A 17,260-nucleotide genomic window follows, 5' to 3' on the forward strand; every position below is an offset into this window, starting at 1 on the left:
TTTGTTTTTTAGGGAAGTTCAAACGCTTTTGTTATCGTCACCAGGACGCTATTCGTCGGCTCGTTCGGCTCGCTGGTTGGCCCGCTTTATTTTCAGATTGCTATCCCGAAGAAAGATCCAGACGGTATGTCCGTTTTGCTTGCATACTTTATCGAAGTCGCCGAAAGTGCCCGTTTTCGCGACTTCCATTAACGTCGTGACCAGCCCTTCACCGTGCTTATACAGCGGCTCGTCGTCTTCGTCATCTTCGTTGTAAACGTCCTTATACTGCTTTAGAAAACTCCCATTCATCCATTCGAAATAATACAAAACGGCCATCACGACACCGACGGGAAGTTCGCCCGTTTCAAAGCTTTTCGCCCGTTCCTGAGCGATAACCGTGTTGTATTCTTCCCGCTCGTCACCGTTCCATTCGGGCGACGCTTTGAACTCGGAAAGATCTTTTCGAACGGGCCGACATAGCGTCGAAATGATTTGAAAAATGGCCTTTGGATTGGGGTTTTCCTTCCGACAAAAAGCGATATACTGAATATTGGCCATCGCGATTTCAATGGCGGTCGTATCGGCAAAACCGGGCTGGGGAAGGTGATACGTTACCCCCTGAAACTCGAAGAAATCAAGCGGTTTTTTCTTAACGACGGACTGTTGCCAGATCCAACTGGAAAGTTTGGCCAGCCGGTGGCGGTCTTCCGGGTCAATTTGTGCCGTTAGTGTATCCGGGGCCTCCAGCATGGCCAATACGGCATTCCATTTTAACCGTATCCGTTGACCCGGCAAAAGAGCTTCCAGATTAGCCAGGCGAAGCGGTAAAAGGGCTTTTAAAAGCTTCGGGCTACATTCTTCCCAAGATTCCGGGATAACGTACGGAGTTTCGTTTAATTCTATTTTTTTCATCGGATCAGGCTGATAACGTAGATAACAAGACCCGACCCAACGACCCCCCGCCAGATCCAGTTTTCCCTGGTTGCTGCTTTCTTTTCAGTCTTTACCTGGGCGGTTTCAGCTTTGGAGGCCCGTAGCTCTGAAGTTAGGCCCGTTTCGCGATTCTGGCTAGACTGAATCGATACTTCCAGGGCATTATTTTGTACCTGGCAGGTCTGAAGCCGACCACGTAGGTCGACGACTTCCCGCCGGGCAAAATCGCCCCTGATTAGATCCTGGTGAATGGCTTTTACATTTTTGACCAGATCAACCACGGCTGATAAACTATCGCTTTGGGTATCGCTGATTGATTGCCCGAATAGACTGCAAAACGGAGAAATGATTAACAGAATCCAAAGCATTCTTTTCGCGTAAACGGAGAATTTCGGCATCTTTTTCACTGATAATAAAGTCTTTTTTAGCCAGGTCTTTCTGGTGTGCATGGTTGATTTGGTCGATGGCCGCTTGGTTAGCGACCGCCTGAAGCTTTTGGGTTTCTCTCTGGCAGGTTTTCAGTTCCTTATGGGCCTGAATCCATAAGAACACAAAAGGCAAGGCGGGCAAAAAGTAGGGCGAAATTTGGGCGAAAAGAGGCCATGCCCTTTTCGCCCAGGAAATCCAGTTCATCGGCTAGGCTGATAATCCTTTGGGAATTTGACCGACAAAGGCGTTCCGAAAGACAGCGGCGACCAGTGTTCCAGCTTATCCAGCTTATCAAAATCCACGGTTAAACTGGAAACAGCCGAAACGGCCGCCGATACCCAGCCGACGATGGGGATAATAACGGAACCAGGAACGGGTAAGCCAGCGGCTAAGATTTGATCCTGGAAGGTAGACAAGGCACCCGCTAGCACGGCAATAATAGCCCCCGCGTACATCAGAGGCTTGAAAAACGGCGACGTCGGGGCGAAAAGTCGCTGACGGAAGGTTAATTGGGGATTATTCATAAGAGATGATTTAAAAAGTAAGGTTTGGACTAAATCAAAGGCACTTTTTTACCAGCCATGTCTGGAAAACTCCGTAGGTGGCTGGGGTGGTGGCTGAATTTGCTGGTGCTGTTGCGGGCCGCTAGGTTTGGGTGGTGGCGGTGGGATCCGTTCGGGGTTGTAAGGAATTCCGTTTCGGTAGTAAGCGATTCTATCGTGTTTCTCCCAGGGTTCCCGTTTGGAAGTCGCCGAATAGCGATCTGCTTTCGTAGGCGTCCATTTAGCCAGGGCCAGAATTGCGGAAAAGGCTAAATGCCAGATAAAAGCTCCCAGGATCATAAAGGCAATGCCATCTTGCCTATTCATCGCTTCGAGTACTTCTTTATTGGGCATTTTTTAAGGCCTTTAGGGATTGGAAATAAGGCGAAATATGATTGACCATCAGTTTCACGTCGCGAAGGCGGCGTCTAACGAGATACACCCCGCCGACCGTGCCTTTTCCGCCGGAGGTATTGAACCCGATGGTCTGGATATATTCACTGTCTGGATCCCAGGTCTTACTGGCGTAGCCTTCAACGTGGCTTTGGAAAAGACTGACGCCGTCCATGAGTTGGGGCCGGCGTCCGATTCGCTGGTTTCCCCGGCTGGATCGGCGGTAAATGATTTTGGAGGGGTCAGAAAACCAGCTATAAACGGCCCCTGGGGCCGTAATTGGAAGGCGAACCCCGTTCGCCAGGTGGCACCAATAGAGCCCACTGGCACAATAGAAAGCATTTTTGGGAAGTAGGATCGCCTGGTTATACTTAGCGATGTCGCGATGGTCGTTCCGGTTGGTCTTTTCCCGGACGTGTAACTGGGCCTTTGCGGTATCAAAAACTGCCTGGCGTAGGGCGTCTTCGCTTTTGAAAGGAATGACGGCCCCGATCCATTGTTTAGGTTTCGGAGCCGCCGGTTTGTTTTGGGCTAGGGCTTGACTAAATGCGAGAAAGCCAAATAGAACAAAAAGCCCAGAATAATACTGACGGTAATTTTTGTACGTTGCCATGCGGTCAATTCTTCTTTGAATTCGGTGTAAATATTCCGCCCGAAACCGAAGAATGGTAGGACATAAAAACCGACAAAGGGCACCACTAAAAAGACCATCAAAAGGGCCGTTGGCAGATCCGAAAACTGCACCAATTTTTCGAAAAAGAATTTCTGGATACTGGTTTCGTCGTAGGGTTGCAACTGCTTATCGAACGGAAGCGTCTTGTTCATTTCGACAATACGGGCTTGGTAGCCTACAAACTGCTGGTAAAAGAAAATCAAAAGTCCCAGAATGCCCACCACTTGAAAAATGGCCATTTTCCCGTGGGTAAATTGCCACCACGGCGTTTTATCGGCCGTATCGACTGCTGGCATAGGCAGGGCTAATTCGGACGCAATTTCGCGGGCTTTTTCTTCGTCCTGGGCGGCCAGTGCCAGTAAAGCCCGCTTTTCCTTCGGGTCGTCTTCCTGGCGGGCCTGTTCTCGGAAAAATTTAGCGTCTTTCATCCGGCCATCGTACTCTTTTAAAAGTTGGCCTTCGTATTCCAGCCGTTCGCGTTCGCGTTGCTGGGCAATCTGGTCGAGTTTGGCGTTAGCCTGGGCCACCAGGGCATGAGCATCGGCTTCAGCCTGGGCCAGATCTGAAATTTTGTTTAAGGGGATTACTGGTGAAGTCAGGTCGCCGGTGGGCATGGTTTGCGTTTGCATGGCTGAAACTTAGGATTTGAATGAGGTAGTCCAGATGCCCTTGAGTACATTCCAGGCCAACCCCGTTAAAAAGAAAAGAACGACTAAAAAAGCGACGATACAAACGCCGACGGCGGGCCACCAGACCGGGGCGAAAATCACGTCCCAGGCTAAAAGCCCAAACGGGCCGGCGTCGAGTAGTTTTAAAGCGGAAAAGAATAAAGAAATCAGGAGTAGCATAGCAAAGACCACACCCACAGGAATCAGATACTTTTTCATGGCTACAAAGCGAAATAAGGGTTTTTAGGATTGTTTCGGGGCCGTTTAATGTATGCCCCAACGGGTTCGACGTATAGGCCAGAATGGTAGTAAGCGGACAAAACGGTCGACGATGCGTTTGCGTTGAGATAATTTCGAAGTTCGGCGGCTTTTTCCGTGGCTTCGGCCAGTGCTTTCTGGCTGATGGCATTCAAGCGGGAAACGCTCAGGGCATCTTCATTCAGAATACCATCGGTTTCGCTTACCAGGCGAAAATCGACGTTCATATTCAGATAGGGCACGGCCTGGGAAAAGCCATACTGAACGACCGCTTTTCGGGCCATTTGCAGAACTTCGGCTTCCTGATCCAGAATAGGGTTTCCAGCTTTGATCTTAGCCAGCAATTCGCCGTATAGCGGCCCCAAAATAGGACGGACGAACTCGTCTTCGGCTAACTGGTAATAATCCCGTAGGTTAAGGAAAAGACGACGGCTTCGTTGCATGGCTGGAAAGTACCGGGTTGCTTCCGTAGCCGAAGAAATCAGACACCCACGGCTAAGCGTATACGCCGACGAATTTTTCCAGGCAGGGAAGCTACTTTCGAATTTTTCCAGATAGGACAAAGACGCTTCCAGGTACCGGTCTGCTTTGGCGGCCGCTTCTTTGGTGATGGCAACAAACTGCCATTTGCCCATTGCCTGGGAGTTGGCGGGCGTTTGTACCGAAATGCCGGCATCGCCGATTGAAATGGTCAAATGGGGAAATGCTTCCAGGTAGGCAAACCAGGCGATGGCCATGCGTAACTGATCCAGAAGCGTTTCCTGAATCGTGTTAGGGGCTTGCAGGCTTTTGAGTTCGTTGTATAACTCCCAGCCGATGGCGGGTATAATATACGTTTGTTCAGCCGAACGAACGAAGGGTTCCCAGGTGGCAAAGTCCCCAACTTTTTGAATGCCGCCTAGCTGTTTTTTTAGGATTTCCCGGTCGTTAATGAGCATCGTTTTCGCCCTCGTTTTTCTGGTTTTGTTTGGCCGCCCCTGGTGTTACATCGTAGGTATATAGGGCAATGTTTCGGATGTCGAATTGCAGTTCTTTGTCCCAACCGTTAGCCCGTTTGGCGATATTGAGGACGTTTAAAAGAATGAGGCGGTCGGTGTAGGTTAAAAAGCCTTGTTGGTAGTTTGCGGCCGCTTCGAGTTCCTTCCCGGATCCGCCCAATTTACCGCCGGTGTCGATACCTGCCAGGGCTGGTAAGACGCCATGCCCCGACGCCTGGGCGACGTTGGCCGTATTGAATAAAGTCGTGTAGGCATCATCTGACATTTTGTTGTCAAGCGGCTTAATCTGAACGCCAGGCATGGCCTTCTGGCCTAACATTTCCGTTTGGTGGAACGTCACCAGTATTTTATCGGCATTTTCGACGCCCGCGAAGGTATCGGCCATTCCCTGAAGGGTGTCTTCTTTCAGTTGTTCCTTTTGCTCGTCGGTTAACCCTTCTTTGTCGAAGTAGTTATCCGGGATGGAAATATGAAGTTTGACATTGTACCCGTTATCCAGTCCGGCGTCGTGGAATTTGGGAATTTTGTTCGTGACTTTTGCCCAGTCCTTCGTTCCCCACCAGTCGGCAAAGGCGTAATAATCCTGGCCGGGCAAATTTTCTTTCAAATGCAGGATGGAAACGGCATACTTTGCCGGGTCTTTTCGATCAAAAGCGGGCACAACGTCAGTCTCGGCTGGCTTATAGTGCTTGGTACCGAAGTTCGGATTTACCAGGTAGGCCGAAATTCGGTTTTCTTTGGGCCCTGGCTTGCGAATCCGAACTTTAAACGCGTCGATGACTTCCAGGCCGACCAGCTTTTTCGATAGATCAAACGTGAGTTTGATGAATACGTTTGCCGAAAAGGCGAACTGAAGGCACATCGAAATAAAGACCAGATCGAATTCGACATCTTCTTTCCAGGCTTCAAAGTCTGGGTCGTAGACGGGCTTGAAAAGCAGGCCCGCTTTATTGCTGTCTTCTCCCTTGTGAGCATACACCCCGCGACCGACGATGAAGTCCCGCCGGGTCTTCATTAACCGCCACTTGTTCGGGGATTCACAAGCCAGCAAGTGCATTTCAGACAGTTGGTCATTCTTCGCCCCCCAGGGAACAAAATCACTTCTGTTACTTCCACCGCCGGCGGTGGCTGAATAGGCTGTATCCGTGTCCCCAAACGTGACCAGAACCGCTTCCTTTTTTGAAAACTGAATGGTGTAAGCCTTATCGGTATGTTGCCGAATCTTTGGTTTCATGGCTAGTAGTTGTGAAAAATCCGGTATCCGTTGTAAGCGACTAGTAGTTCGATTTTGCATTCGAACCGCTCTTTCGTCCGTTCGTCGTAGAGTAGCAAAGCCCCCGCCTTTGTCATGTTCCGGCGGACGGTCGACAAATCTTTTTTGTCCTCCGTGCCGGCGGGCGTTTTTACTTTCGTTGGGTTCTTTTTTACCTGGTGTTTTTCACTGATGCCCCCATCCAGTTTTCGAAACTTAATCGAAAAGAGGGTGCCCGGTTCCTGAATTTCGTGGAGTACGGTTTTGAGTGAGATTGTTCCCTGATACATCTGCTGAATTACTAAGACGATGCAAGGATAAACCGGGCTTTTTGCGTGCGATAGGACGCGTTTTCACACTTTTTCAGGGAAAAACCAAACAGGTTTTGCAGTCTATAACCGATCTACCCTGCTGGATGGCAGACACTTACCTTCTAAAATTCATTTTTTGAAGCGATTCTGTCACGCCTACCTCGCCCGCCCTTTGACAAAAGCGGCAATTGCCATCGGCATTTTTAGAATATAAAAGCAAAAGATCGACCCCTGGGCTGGGGTCGATCTGTAAGAATCTGACTGAATAAAGTACGGCACCCGCTTTTCTTCTAGGCTCTTCGACCCGGTGTCCAGATCTGGTTCTGCATACCGGCTGGTCGGCTACTGGGCATGAGCTTACGGTACTTGCCCCATATCATGTAATCCCAGGCGTCGGTGCCATCGGTGGCGTACTCGCGGTTGGTCTGGTTGCTACTCGTCTCACTCGCCTTGTCCTTCTCAAAGTCGCCTTTCATCGGTGCCATTTGAATCGCGATGATAAGCGGTTTGTTTTTGTATTGGTTGAAGCGAAGCCGGGGCGTCCGATCGGACGTCTCCCGTAGCAAGTAGTCAATGAGTACGTACTTATCCTTATGGGTTGGATAGGTGAACCGCTCATACTCCCGACGTATTGACCAGCCTGCCTTTATGAGGACATTGCAATACTGTTCAAAGAGTGGCTTATTGTCCTTGCTGTCGCGGGCCGAACGTTGCTTACCTGAAGGGTCGCCCCATACGGCTACCTCTTTTTTAGGATGGTTTTTATAGGTTTCAACGAAGTAATCCGCCAGTTGAACCACCAGGTTCGTGTCGTTTTGCAAGGGGTTAGGCTTCCTGAAGACACTTTCAATGGTTCGAAACTCGTTACCTACTTCCTGACCTATCACCTGCCAGCAAATGTCGGCGTTAAAATCCAGGCTCGTTTCCAGTAGAACATCCTCGCGATAATCCTTCGATCTGTGTAAATGAAGCTTCGTCTTTTCGTCGAATTCGTAATCGTGGGATTTGGTGTAATTGTGTTTGGCGGTTGAGAAACCACCATAGAATCCGTTCGGCCGCTGGGTAATTCGTTCGTTGTCGACTTCGACGGCCAGCGTCAGGGGTGGTAATAATTTAACCAGGTCGTCATAGTAGCGTTCGGGTAATACGTCGGCGTTGTCCTTCCAACTACTTTGCAAAAAAAGGTATTCGGGTGGGGTGTCGATTAATTGCTGATCTGACCACGTAGCCCGTTCGGCCATTTCCTGCATCCACAAAGCCTCGGTTTCGTAGATCCACATTCCCTCATTGGTCCAGGCGGCCGAACTAAAATCGTAATAGCATAGGTGCAAGGGATGGTGGGCAAAATTGGATCGCCGGTTCGCCCGTTTGGCGGGCAAAATAATCGTATTCAAAAAGTCCGGGTTTACCGTGGCGGATTCATCCACCAGGACACCATCGTTATTGATCCCCCGCTGACTATCGGGCCGGTCTTGACTGACTAGTTGAAGCGTAAAACCGTTGATGAAGGAAATGCAATACTGCCAGCCTTTTTTTCCAGGGCTGGCAAACGCTTTGTACCAGGCATCGGGCGGTTGCTGGCCAATTACATAGACACCGTGGGGGTTGGATTTATTAAATTCCACGTAGCCCATTCGGGAAAGGGCGTTTTTTAGTTCAGGCATGACAATCAAATCCAACTGAACATAAGTAAGCCCAACCAGCACGACTTTCGCCCGTGGCAAATTTTCAAACATCATGCCGACGACATTTCCTAGGGTGGTCGTTTTGCCGGATCCACGACCTCCCTGGAACGTTTTGCGTTTTGCCCTGGATCGCAGAAACTTTATTTGTTTAGCGTTCGCGTAAATCTTAACCGTCTTACTCATCTTCTGCCATCCGTTTAGCCTGCTGATTGAGGACGTTGACATTATTGATAAAGACGAATTTGGCCGCCCGTTCGAAGTCTTCAGGGTTCAGGCCGATGTGTTCAGGATCCAGTAAACCTTCCATCCGGTCGGCTTTTTCCCAGGCTTTTATCGCCGCTTCCGTATCGCCGGCCTGCTGGGCTAGATTGGAAAGCAAACGGTAATAGTTCGCCGACGCGACTTTCTTACCCTGGCGGTCGGCATTTTGTACGCGTCCGTATAGCCAGGATGCCTCCGAAATAATGTAGCGGGCTTGCCGTTCCAGGATGTCGTAATCCTTCATCAGCGTACTAATGACCATTTGATCCGTTCGGCCCAGGCTCATCAGCGAAAAGGCCATTCGATATTTAGCCAGCATTTCCATTTCGGCGTCGGAAAGCTTGGTGTTTTCGAAGTAGTAGGAAAGGTATTTGTCCAGCTTGTTTTCGTCGATCTTCAGGGCTTTTTTAGCTCGCTGAAGGGCTGTCAATTTTGCCATCTCGTAGAAAAATTTTCGTATTCAGTCAGCGAGAATACAGAAACCCAGACAGGCAAAACAGGACAAAAAAAAGCCCTATTTTTAGGGCTTTAGGGGATTGAAAGGCTTTATCGGGCAATTTTTTTGCACGAAAGTCATTAACTCATCGAAGCCAGTTTCGACCTTGCGATTTTGATTTCCAATTCGAGCTTGACGGCCTTTTGTTCATATTGAAGCCGTTTGACGTCTGTTTTGGCCTTCGTTGCGTTTTTACGGGCTTTGGATAACATCGGCATCAGCGAATCTTTCAAAAGCTTATTTAATTCGTAACGGTCGACGGGTAAGTTATCTAAATAGACTGTTTGGGCTTCGTCGCTAAATAGGGGTGTGTGGGTTTGGGTTTCCGCCGGCAAACGATGGTTTGCTTTCAAGTAGTCTATCTTTTCGCCCAGGGCGTTTCGTTGCTGTTTAAAGGCTTCGATTTCATCGACTACGCCCTTTACATTTACATCGTCGGGATAGTCGGCCAGCGTGTTCGACAATAAGCACATTTGCCGATGGGCTTCATGGCGTTGCATCGTTAGATCTTCCAGCACGTCCTTAAATTCATCCTGGGCCATTTTAGGCAGTAAAATTTCCGGCTTCGGGGCTGGCGTTTCGTCTTTTTCATCCGACGGTTCCGGGATTTTATAATCCCTTAATGCCTCATAGATCCGCTTCGCTTCGGCTACGTCTTCGGCGTTCACTTTGCCGCTTCGGGCTTCCATCTGCTTCAACTGGTAGTTCGCTTTCGCCATCGTCCGTTGGTGCTTCAGTTCTGCTTCGGTCATGGGATAATCGTTTCAGGGTTTCGATGAATACTTCAATGGTGTCCTGGTGTCTTTTACATTCCAGGTATTCCAGCGGATAATCGTAAGGGGGATAATCTACGGCCACCAGGTTCACCAGATCCCCGCAATACGTGTTTAATACCTCAATAAGCTTTTTAGGCTCGATTTCGGCTTCGCTTAAATAGCGGGATAACAAAGGCAGGTTCACTTCCATAGTAGACTATCAAAAAAGCGGCCTTTTGATTGAAAAGGCCGCTTTTGTAAAATATGAGTTGGGAAACGGGCCGCTGCTCAGGATCCAGAACGAAATTTTATTCTGAACTTTTACGACGGTCTTCCTGGGCTTCTTTTTGCTCGTTTAAAGCCTTCAGGGCACGAAAACCCGACTCCATTTGCAAAGACAAAAGCTTCAGTTTCGCTTTCCGTTTTACTTTTTCTTCCCAGGTTAGCGGCCTTTCGGGTTGCGTGGTTCCCGGTTGAGTGTCCGGCGTTGGATCGGCCGCCGGTGCTGACTCATCACTGGAAGCGGTATCACTTTCGGGCACATCGCCAGTGTCGGCGGTTCCGGTACTTCCCGTGTCATTTCCATCTGAACTAGGTTCTGCCAGTAGTTGAATTCCTCCTGAAGGATCTTCGTTTCCACTATCTGCTGAGTCCGTAGGAAAAACAGATCCTCCATCGTTAACGGTTCCCGTTGGCTCGGTTCCGGGTCGATCACGATCACCGCCGCCGGTGCCATCGCTATCAAAAGGGCCGTCGTTCGTGCTGACGGATGCCCCAACATGATTACCTGGTTCATCGGTGGGATTAGTTAGCGTTTCGGCTGGCTTTGGGCTTTCGGGCTGGCTTGGTTGGGGCTGGCTGGTCGCTGTTTCCGCCGGGTGAATCGACGATGTCGCTTCCGCTGTTTTCGTCGTTTTCGTGGTTTTCGTTTGTTTGGCCATTGGCTTCGATTGGTTGCTTGATCGTTTCGAAATAGGGCAATCCCGCGTTGATTAAGACTTCGGCCTGTTCGTCCGTCATGTCCTGAGAAACGGGAACGCGTCTTCCGTCGATCAAGTGGTCGACGCCCCCTTCGAAGGCGTCGACCAGCTTGTATTTTTTAAGCATTTACTTTAAACCTGAACGGGTGCTGAAAGTAAGGGTAGGGCGGCCGCGATTTCAGCTTTCAGCGGCATAACACCCCACATGAAACCGTCTTGTTCTCCCTTGATTGTATATCCCCGCTTATCGTTACCTTTCTTCCCAGACTTGAAGCTAGGTTTCAGATAGATACCATTATCAGACGAACCGATAACGGCCAGTTGGCCATCGTTTAATTCGCCAATGATTACCGACGCCGTGTTCAGGTGTTTACGTAATTCAGCCACCAGTTTTTTGTCAAAGCCCGCCAGCATAAAGTCGGCTGTATGCTTATACGACTGGAAGCCGGGATCCCCGCCACCATCGTCAGCGAGTTCGAACGTTCCGTCTGGAAATTCGTATTCGGCGAATTTCTTGCCCGCGAAAAGTTTGGGAGCCACCGTAATTTCACCATCTACGATGTCGGCCGCTTTGGGCCAAACGCCATCAAAGTCTTTCCGGGCAATGATGTACAAATTCCGGGTACCGCCGGGGTTGGGTTGACCTTCGGAACTTCCGTCGATGTTGACCAGGGAAACGAACGCCAGGCCCGTCATTACGCCGCCAGCGGCTTCAGGGCTAAACAGGGCCGGCAAATGGCTGGCCAGATCCGACGTCGCCAGGGCCGAAAAAGCTTCCTGGGGAAGTACAATAGCGACCGCAAAAACAAAAACGGCCAGGACTAATTCTTTCAAATTGAAATTTTTCATTGGAGTAAACGGGTAACTTTAAAGTGAATCGTTAGAAAAATAAACGGATGGAAAGCCCTGATGCCAGGTCAGCCTGGCATCAGGGAAAGAGATTAGGCCGATTGACCCATCCACAGTAATTCGGCGGCACCAATACCCGTACCGGCCTGGTAATCCAACATATACGCCAGACTACGATCACGTTTATTGTAATCGAATTCCAGCGAATCCTGCTTGCCTTCGTCATCGTAGAGATAGCACAGATTGTCTTTCGTCGTGAAGATGGGTTCTTCCAGCGTAGAAAGACCGGGTTCCACAACGAACGGAATGTTCGTTCCGTCGATGAAAGCTTTTTCCGTCGATGTGTTGTAAGGCAAGGTGCCGAACTTCTTTCGGTAATCCGTTTCGTAGGCGGATAAAAGCTTACGGTTGGTCAAACAAATCAGGCTATCACTTCCGTAGAAATAGGCATCTGGGATTTCCTGAATCACTTTTTCGTGATTCGCTACCGCGTTTTCGCCCGTTGTGGGGGCCACTTCGACGATGTTGTCGGCGGGTACATTGCCGGCCGCAATGGCTTTTGTTACCTGAGTCAAAATACCGTCGAAAATGTCCAGGGGCGAATTTCCGTTTTCGTTGTAAACACCATTAAACAGAGAGATAACCCGCAAGTTTTCTTTGGCTTTGGCGATCACTGCGTCAATGACGTAGGCTTCGAGCGGATACGTTTCTGGGTCGATTTTCTTTGCTGTCACCTGGCCCATGTACGATTTGTACATTTTCATAATGGTCGGTTGGGTGAACTCCAAATCGACTTTTACGGGGCGAACTTTAGCACGGCGATTTTTAAATTTCACCGCGTTTTGAGTCGGGTTAAACGAACCTTTGTTGCCGGGCTGAAGCACATTCGCGACCGCCAATTGAGTAAGAACAACTTCATCGTTTCCCGGAATCAATTGCATGTAGTCCTCAATAGCCCAGATCGGCGTTCCCGCGATTCCGGCCATACCTGGAATCAAAAGGCTGGCGAAAATGTGTAGCCGGTTATCGCGGGCAAAGTCGGTTAGCGAGGTGGCAAAATCGGAAAGATTTAAAGAATCCATCTGTTAGAAATGAGTAGAAAAATAAGTGATTGAATATGTATAAAAAACCGCTAGTCAGCGGCTTACTTCACCTGTTCGGCCCGTTCCTGAGCCTTTTTATTCCAGGGTTTTTCTGCGACTGAATTGCTCCCTGAGCGACGGCCCGAACGGGTATTTTCGTCTTCCTTCGCATGGGTCGCCCCGACACCTTTTGCGTTCTTATGCCAGTCCTGAAGCACTGCAAATTCGGCTTTGTTTTTGTTCCAGGCCAACGCGTCAGTCTTCAGTTTCTCGTACTCGCTGGCTTTGATGCTCACCATCGCGGCCTCCTTTTTGCCGACCTTCTTACCGACTGACGCGGACTTTTTCTTTGGTTCGTCCTGTGATTCGTCTTCCTGCTCGTCGTCGGTGTCGTCTTCCGATTCGTCTTCGTCGTCAGGCTCCAACTCGTCGTCTTCGCCCTGGTCGGGTTTGGTTTTCTTTTCTTCCGTTTCGCTGGAATCGGCTTTTTTCTTTTCGGCTGCTTTCTTAGCGAAAAGACTGGCTAGTGGCTTAATCATGGCTTGAAAAAAGGGTATAAAAAAGGTGAAAAATTACGCTGCTGGTGCTAGTTCCAGAACCTTAGCCACGGCGTCGCCCAGGTATCCAAAACCGTCACACATTCCGAGTTTGAGAGCATCACGGCCCACGTACATTTTGCCGGTGAAGACTTCTCCAATACCGGGGCGGCCCGCCTTTACGATGTCGATAAAGGTGTCGCGAATTGTATTCAGGATTTCTTTAGTTTCAGCCAGAACGGCTTCGGAAAGGGGTTCGACGCTGTTAAAAAGGGCTTTGTCTTCTGAGCCATCCGCCCGGATAATGGTAATTTTGTAGCCCTCTTTTTCCAGGAATCCGGTATAGTCGTAGTGCGTGGCCAGAACGCCGATAGATCCGACTTCGGCGGTCGTTTCCGATTCTAGCATGATGTAATCGGCCTGACTGGCGATCCAATAGCCGGCACTGGCGGCCATGCCCGTCACAAAAGCGACAATCGGTTTCTCACTTTGGCGGATGACTTCGCCCAGCATTTCAGTACCGTCGACCTGACCGCCGGGCGTGTTAAGTTCTAGTACGATTCCGGCAATGGCTGGATCTTGGTTAGCTTCCATGATCCAACTAGCGTATGTCTCCGAACCATAGGTACATAGACCGCCGTACCGGGTCATGGTGCCTACAATCGGAATAATAACGACCTGGCCTTTATCGGTATGGGCCTTAGATAACCACTCGTAGCCGGTACTAGCGACGGCGTCCCTATCGTCGTCTTCATCGTCCCAGGCTAGGTACGGGCCGGCGATCTCCCCGCCAGCAACGAAGGGCGTTTTACCGCTGGCCATACGCCGTAAGGCAAGGGCGGCCATCTGGTTATGGAAGTCGGCATTTAAGGCCCATTTGGCCGACAAATACTGTTCGATCATGGTAAGGAATGTTGCTTCGCGATAAAATCAAACGCAACATTACCCCGGCCGATGGCGATGGCATAGGACACAAAAAAAAGCCCGGCTGAAGAATCAGCCGGGCTTTTGGTTTCAATTAAAGCTATTATGCAATTGCGGCGTTGAATGCCGCAATCATGTCTCTTAGCGTGATTTCATCCGTATCTGACCAGGACGAAAACCCGTAGCCCCAAAAACGAAATGTTGCACTACTAATGTTTGCAGATGAACCGATGCTTCCTTCCAACATTTCCACCGTACCCGACAATACAGGCGTATCGGTAATCGTGCTATTTACAATCGCCACCCCGGCATCATACATTTTTCCTACACTTCCATTTCGGGAAGCAGAAAGTAACCCCAATCGCGTCACGGGTATCGCGTTCGTGGTCATATAGTTAATAGAGCTATATGAACCAATCGCCGCCCGCGTCCGGTTTTGGTCGTTTCGCTGAAGGGCTACATAAAAGTTTTGGGTTGATTGAGCTGAGAGTAGGAAACGGTTCTCTGTTGTCGTGCTGTCTTCAGGCCCCGTATTCCACACGTGCATGTGAAAATTGGTTAAGTCTCCTTTCATCAGGAAATTCGAACGGGCATACGATCCCGCCGCCTTGTTTGGAGTCCAGCCCGCCGAAGTGTGATATTCGGGCTTATCGTTCACGAAGGTAGCCTGGTAGGCCGCTGGCCCTAAAACGGGGTTGACTAGGTTTAGGGAGTCCGCTACCGCTCCCGCCCCGGCCAGACGAGCCACGGCAAACTTTTGAAAGAATCCCGCTTTTTTAAAGCTGGTGTAAAAGTTTCGATACGCCGTCTTAAACTTCTCGTCGGTAATCGAAGCGGTTTTAATGAAGGTTTCAGACAAATTCACATTGCCTAAGTCATTCGGAAAACTTGCCGTTTTGTCAACTAATTGAAATCCCATTTGAGTATGAATTAAAAGTATTTTGAGTGCGTGAAAATGATTAGAGATACTTTTCGAAGATCGGACACCAGTTGTCCAATCGGAAGCTATAGCCTGTAGGCTCAAACTTGACGGTATTGCCCTGGCTATCCCGTAGACAGCCCCGACTGCCTTCCGTCCGCCCCGATTTAAGAGGAGTTCCGTTGATCGCATACGTTAACTTCATTCCCGCTAAAACAGGATTTACACACACGATTTTTACCGTATCAGGCCGGGTGATTTCTACCGACGTAATCGTTTGCTCAGTACTACCGGAAAAGAGCCTGAAACCCTTGTTACCCGGATCGGTGACGGTTTCCGTATCGAAAACCAAGGGGGCTACGGGAACGTGAAAACGAAGCGTTAGAATGTTACCTTCATAGAGGTAATCTTTTACGTGAATGGGTTTAAAATCCCCCTTCATAATGATCTGCTCGGCAATGTAGCCCGCTAAGGCTCCTACCTTCATGTATTCAAAAGGCCCGCTTAGGTGGATATTATCCGCGTAAACGTAAGGGTACATGACCGGCCCTAAGTAAAAGCCGGGTTCTGTCAAGGCTAAATCCAGGAAAGCCAACGCAATATTTGGATACGCTCCTGAAGGCGTGGAATTCGGGTTCGCCGCGTTGTGGAAGGCAAGCTGATAGGTCAAAAATACCAACTCATTTTTTTGCGTAGGATTGATGGCCTTGACTTCCGCAATCAGGTCTTTTTTGAGTTGAAGGATTTTTGCTTTGTAGGAAGACTGCGAATCATTGACGTTGTGTTCTCCCTGCATCCAGTAGATCAGGGGCAAGTTCATCGTTTTACCCTGAGCTTTGGTTAGGTTTTTGGCCGCGTTCAAACAGTCCACAAATCGCTGATAACCCACTGAACCTTTCGATAAATCCGTGATGGTAACCCCCGACGTACCTGAAGCAAACGAAATCATTTCGAGCCGTTGGTTCGTGTCATTCATCACGAATCCGTCAGCCGCCAGGGCCTTTTTAAACGCCCTGGCGTAGGAACTACAGGGCGTTTCCAGATTACCCGAATTACCTGTTTCGACCAGGGGAACCAAACCCGAAAAGCGGGTGGAATCGTTATCGAATTCCATCATTCTCGGTCCCTTCGTGAACTGAAGTAAATAGGGTTCGGGCGTGGCTGTAAAGGCAGGCGAACCGTACGCTCCGAGTCCTAAACTTTGACTAATGAGGGCATTGATATAAACATCAGCCACAATACCCAACGGCCCTTTGGCAGTGGTTGTAGAGCCACCCAGTAAAGGATTCCCTTTGCGGTCGTAACCATTGGCTACGTTACCGGCGGCATCGGTATAGGCGAAAGGAAACTGTTCTTCAGAGCTAACAAATACCTTCAGATCATTTAGCTCAATGCCGCCAGTCGGTGAAATGGCAAAAATATCCTGATTAGTGAGCAGGTTTTTAAAGACCATCCCGCCCGATCCATCCGAACGCAAACTTACTTTGTCTGAAAGCTTCAGCTCTAGGGTAGTAATCTCCCTGGTCTTTTGCCGCCCTTTCATATCAACGCTATGGGCTACGTTGCCTAAACTATCCGTCAGGAGTTCAAAAAAATCAGGATGGTTTTCAAATTCTACCCCGTTCACCTGACTAGCCGTAACCGATCCCGCCGAAATGCCGTAATGAACAAATAGCTTCAAAAGACGAAATAAACCGTCTTGAGTTAGTTCCGCCCCTAGATTCCCATTTTGGTCTGACACTCTGAAAGGCTGATTTCCTTGCTCTACGGTCTGACTTAGGAAGCTAACCAAGGCACTGATATAGTACTCTAGTTTTGCCAGGGTTACGGTTCCATCAGCCGTAGTTCCGCCCTGAGCAATCAGTGACCAGTTCACAGCATTAAAGGCGGAACCCGATACAAAATCAGATTTGGCCCGGTAGGAGCTACCGCCGTATTCGACCCCGTCGTTCTCATAATACTGCGTATTAGGTTGCCAGGCATTTTTCCAGGCTAGGCCCTTGCCGCCAGGCCCTTGTAAGTTTACCGGATTTCCGGTCGTTCCATCTGGGTTTTGGAATCGAAGTACAGTCCCTTCCCAACTATGTGCCGGAATGTCTCCTATTCTTCCTTTCAAGTCGATCCATTGACCAGGGACGCCATCCGCTCGCACGAAGCGAATTTTCGTACCATCCCATTCGTGTTGGGGGGTATAGTCGTTTTCAACGACCCATTGCACTAGTGCCGAAAGAATGTCACGGATGCTTTCCGCTGTATTAGATCTGGCAGGGGCGGGCGGCGAACTAGGGATTTGTTCTTCAATTTTTTGAAGGATTTCTTCAGGGTTTACCATTG

21 protein-coding genes are annotated in these 17,260 nt (G+C 49.4%); all 21 read right to left on the reverse strand.

The window, feature by feature from the left end; all coding sequences use genetic code 11:
- Positions 1-48: 48 nt before the first annotated feature.
- The 21 genes from QE357_RS10840 to QE357_RS10940 all read right to left on the reverse strand — a co-directional run bounded on the left by QE357_RS10840 (position 49) and on the right by QE357_RS10940 (position 17,258).
- A complete protein-coding gene (locus QE357_RS10840; protein ID WP_309707345.1) occupies positions 49-894 on the reverse strand; it encodes a hypothetical protein in 846 nt (281 codons plus the stop codon).
- Positions 891-1,283, reverse strand: coding sequence for a hypothetical protein (locus tag QE357_RS10845; RefSeq protein ID WP_309707346.1), 393 nt, complete (start codon positions 1,281-1,283; stop codon positions 891-893). Before QE357_RS10845 ends, QE357_RS10840 begins: the two co-directional genes overlap by 4 nt.
- Positions 1,207-1,548, reverse strand: a complete 342-nt coding sequence (locus tag QE357_RS10850; RefSeq protein ID WP_309707348.1) for a hypothetical protein — start codon at positions 1,546-1,548, stop codon at positions 1,207-1,209. Before QE357_RS10850 ends, QE357_RS10845 begins: the two co-directional genes overlap by 77 nt.
- On the reverse strand, positions 1,545-1,868 hold the full coding sequence (locus tag QE357_RS10855) for a hypothetical protein (RefSeq protein WP_309707349.1): 324 nt from the start codon (positions 1,866-1,868) through the stop codon (positions 1,545-1,547). The genes QE357_RS10850 and QE357_RS10855 overlap by 4 nt, the downstream gene beginning before the upstream one ends.
- Before the next feature lie 48 nt (positions 1,869-1,916).
- Positions 1,917-2,240, reverse strand: coding sequence for a hypothetical protein (locus tag QE357_RS10860; protein WP_309707351.1), 324 nt, complete (start codon positions 2,238-2,240; stop codon positions 1,917-1,919).
- On the reverse strand, positions 2,230-2,892 hold the full coding sequence (locus tag QE357_RS10865; protein WP_309707353.1) for a hypothetical protein: 663 nt from the start codon (positions 2,890-2,892) through the stop codon (positions 2,230-2,232). Before QE357_RS10865 ends, QE357_RS10860 begins: the two co-directional genes overlap by 11 nt.
- A complete protein-coding gene (locus tag QE357_RS10870) occupies positions 2,811-3,581 on the reverse strand; it encodes a hypothetical protein (protein ID WP_309707355.1) in 771 nt (256 codons plus the stop codon). Before QE357_RS10870 ends, QE357_RS10865 begins: the two co-directional genes overlap by 82 nt.
- Before the next feature lie 9 nt (positions 3,582-3,590).
- On the reverse strand, positions 3,591-3,839 hold the full coding sequence (locus QE357_RS10875; protein WP_309707357.1) for a hypothetical protein: 249 nt from the start codon (positions 3,837-3,839) through the stop codon (positions 3,591-3,593).
- Positions 3,840-3,841: 2 nt separating this feature from the next.
- The gene (locus tag QE357_RS10880) at positions 3,842-4,816 is read right to left on the reverse strand and encodes a DUF6712 family protein (RefSeq protein ID WP_309707359.1); all 975 of its coding nucleotides are present in this window, start codon (positions 4,814-4,816) and stop codon (positions 3,842-3,844) included.
- Complete coding sequence (locus QE357_RS10885) at positions 4,806-6,110, reverse strand: hypothetical protein (RefSeq protein WP_309707361.1); 1,305 nt, start codon at positions 6,108-6,110, stop codon at positions 4,806-4,808. The genes QE357_RS10880 and QE357_RS10885 overlap by 11 nt, the downstream gene beginning before the upstream one ends.
- A 2-nt stretch (positions 6,111-6,112) precedes the next feature.
- Positions 6,113-6,418 (reverse strand): hypothetical protein, encoded by a 306-nt coding sequence (locus QE357_RS10890; RefSeq protein ID WP_309707363.1) that lies wholly within the window; start codon positions 6,416-6,418, stop codon positions 6,113-6,115.
- 311 nt (positions 6,419-6,729) lie between these two features.
- Positions 6,730-8,307 (reverse strand): hypothetical protein, encoded by a 1,578-nt coding sequence (locus QE357_RS10895; protein ID WP_309707365.1) that lies wholly within the window; start codon positions 8,305-8,307, stop codon positions 6,730-6,732.
- Entirely contained in the window at positions 8,300-8,824 is a 525-nt protein-coding gene (locus QE357_RS10900) for a hypothetical protein (RefSeq protein ID WP_309707367.1), read from the reverse strand. The genes QE357_RS10895 and QE357_RS10900 overlap by 8 nt, the downstream gene beginning before the upstream one ends.
- A 137-nt stretch (positions 8,825-8,961) precedes the next feature.
- Positions 8,962-9,633, reverse strand: a complete 672-nt coding sequence (locus QE357_RS10905; RefSeq protein WP_309707368.1) for a hypothetical protein — start codon at positions 9,631-9,633, stop codon at positions 8,962-8,964.
- Positions 9,634-9,944: 311 nt separating this feature from the next.
- Positions 9,945-10,577: a hypothetical protein gene (locus QE357_RS10910; RefSeq protein WP_309707370.1), complete on the reverse strand. Its 633-nt coding sequence runs from the start codon at positions 10,575-10,577 to the stop codon at positions 9,945-9,947.
- A 171-nt stretch (positions 10,578-10,748) separates the two neighbouring features.
- Positions 10,749-11,465, reverse strand: coding sequence for a hypothetical protein (locus QE357_RS10915; RefSeq protein WP_309707372.1), 717 nt, complete (start codon positions 11,463-11,465; stop codon positions 10,749-10,751).
- Positions 11,466-11,557: 92 nt separating this feature from the next.
- Positions 11,558-12,547, reverse strand: coding sequence for a hypothetical protein (locus QE357_RS10920; protein WP_309707374.1), 990 nt, complete (start codon positions 12,545-12,547; stop codon positions 11,558-11,560).
- A 62-nt stretch (positions 12,548-12,609) separates the two neighbouring features.
- Positions 12,610-13,086: a hypothetical protein gene (locus tag QE357_RS10925; protein ID WP_309707376.1), complete on the reverse strand. Its 477-nt coding sequence runs from the start codon at positions 13,084-13,086 to the stop codon at positions 12,610-12,612.
- 33 nt (positions 13,087-13,119) lie between these two features.
- Positions 13,120-13,677, reverse strand: a complete 558-nt coding sequence (locus tag QE357_RS10930; protein WP_309707377.1) for a S49 family peptidase — start codon at positions 13,675-13,677, stop codon at positions 13,120-13,122.
- A gap of 433 nt (positions 13,678-14,110) precedes the next feature.
- A complete protein-coding gene (locus QE357_RS10935) occupies positions 14,111-14,926 on the reverse strand; it encodes a hypothetical protein (protein ID WP_309707379.1) in 816 nt (271 codons plus the stop codon).
- 40 nt (positions 14,927-14,966) lie between these two features.
- Positions 14,967-17,258, reverse strand: coding sequence for a hypothetical protein (locus QE357_RS10940; protein WP_309707381.1), 2,292 nt, complete (start codon positions 17,256-17,258; stop codon positions 14,967-14,969).
- Positions 17,259-17,260 lie beyond the last annotated feature (2 nt).

The sequence above is a fragment of the Siphonobacter sp. SORGH_AS_0500 genome, assembly GCF_031453245.1.
Taxonomy (GTDB): Bacteria; Bacteroidota; Bacteroidia; order Cytophagales; family Spirosomataceae; genus Siphonobacter.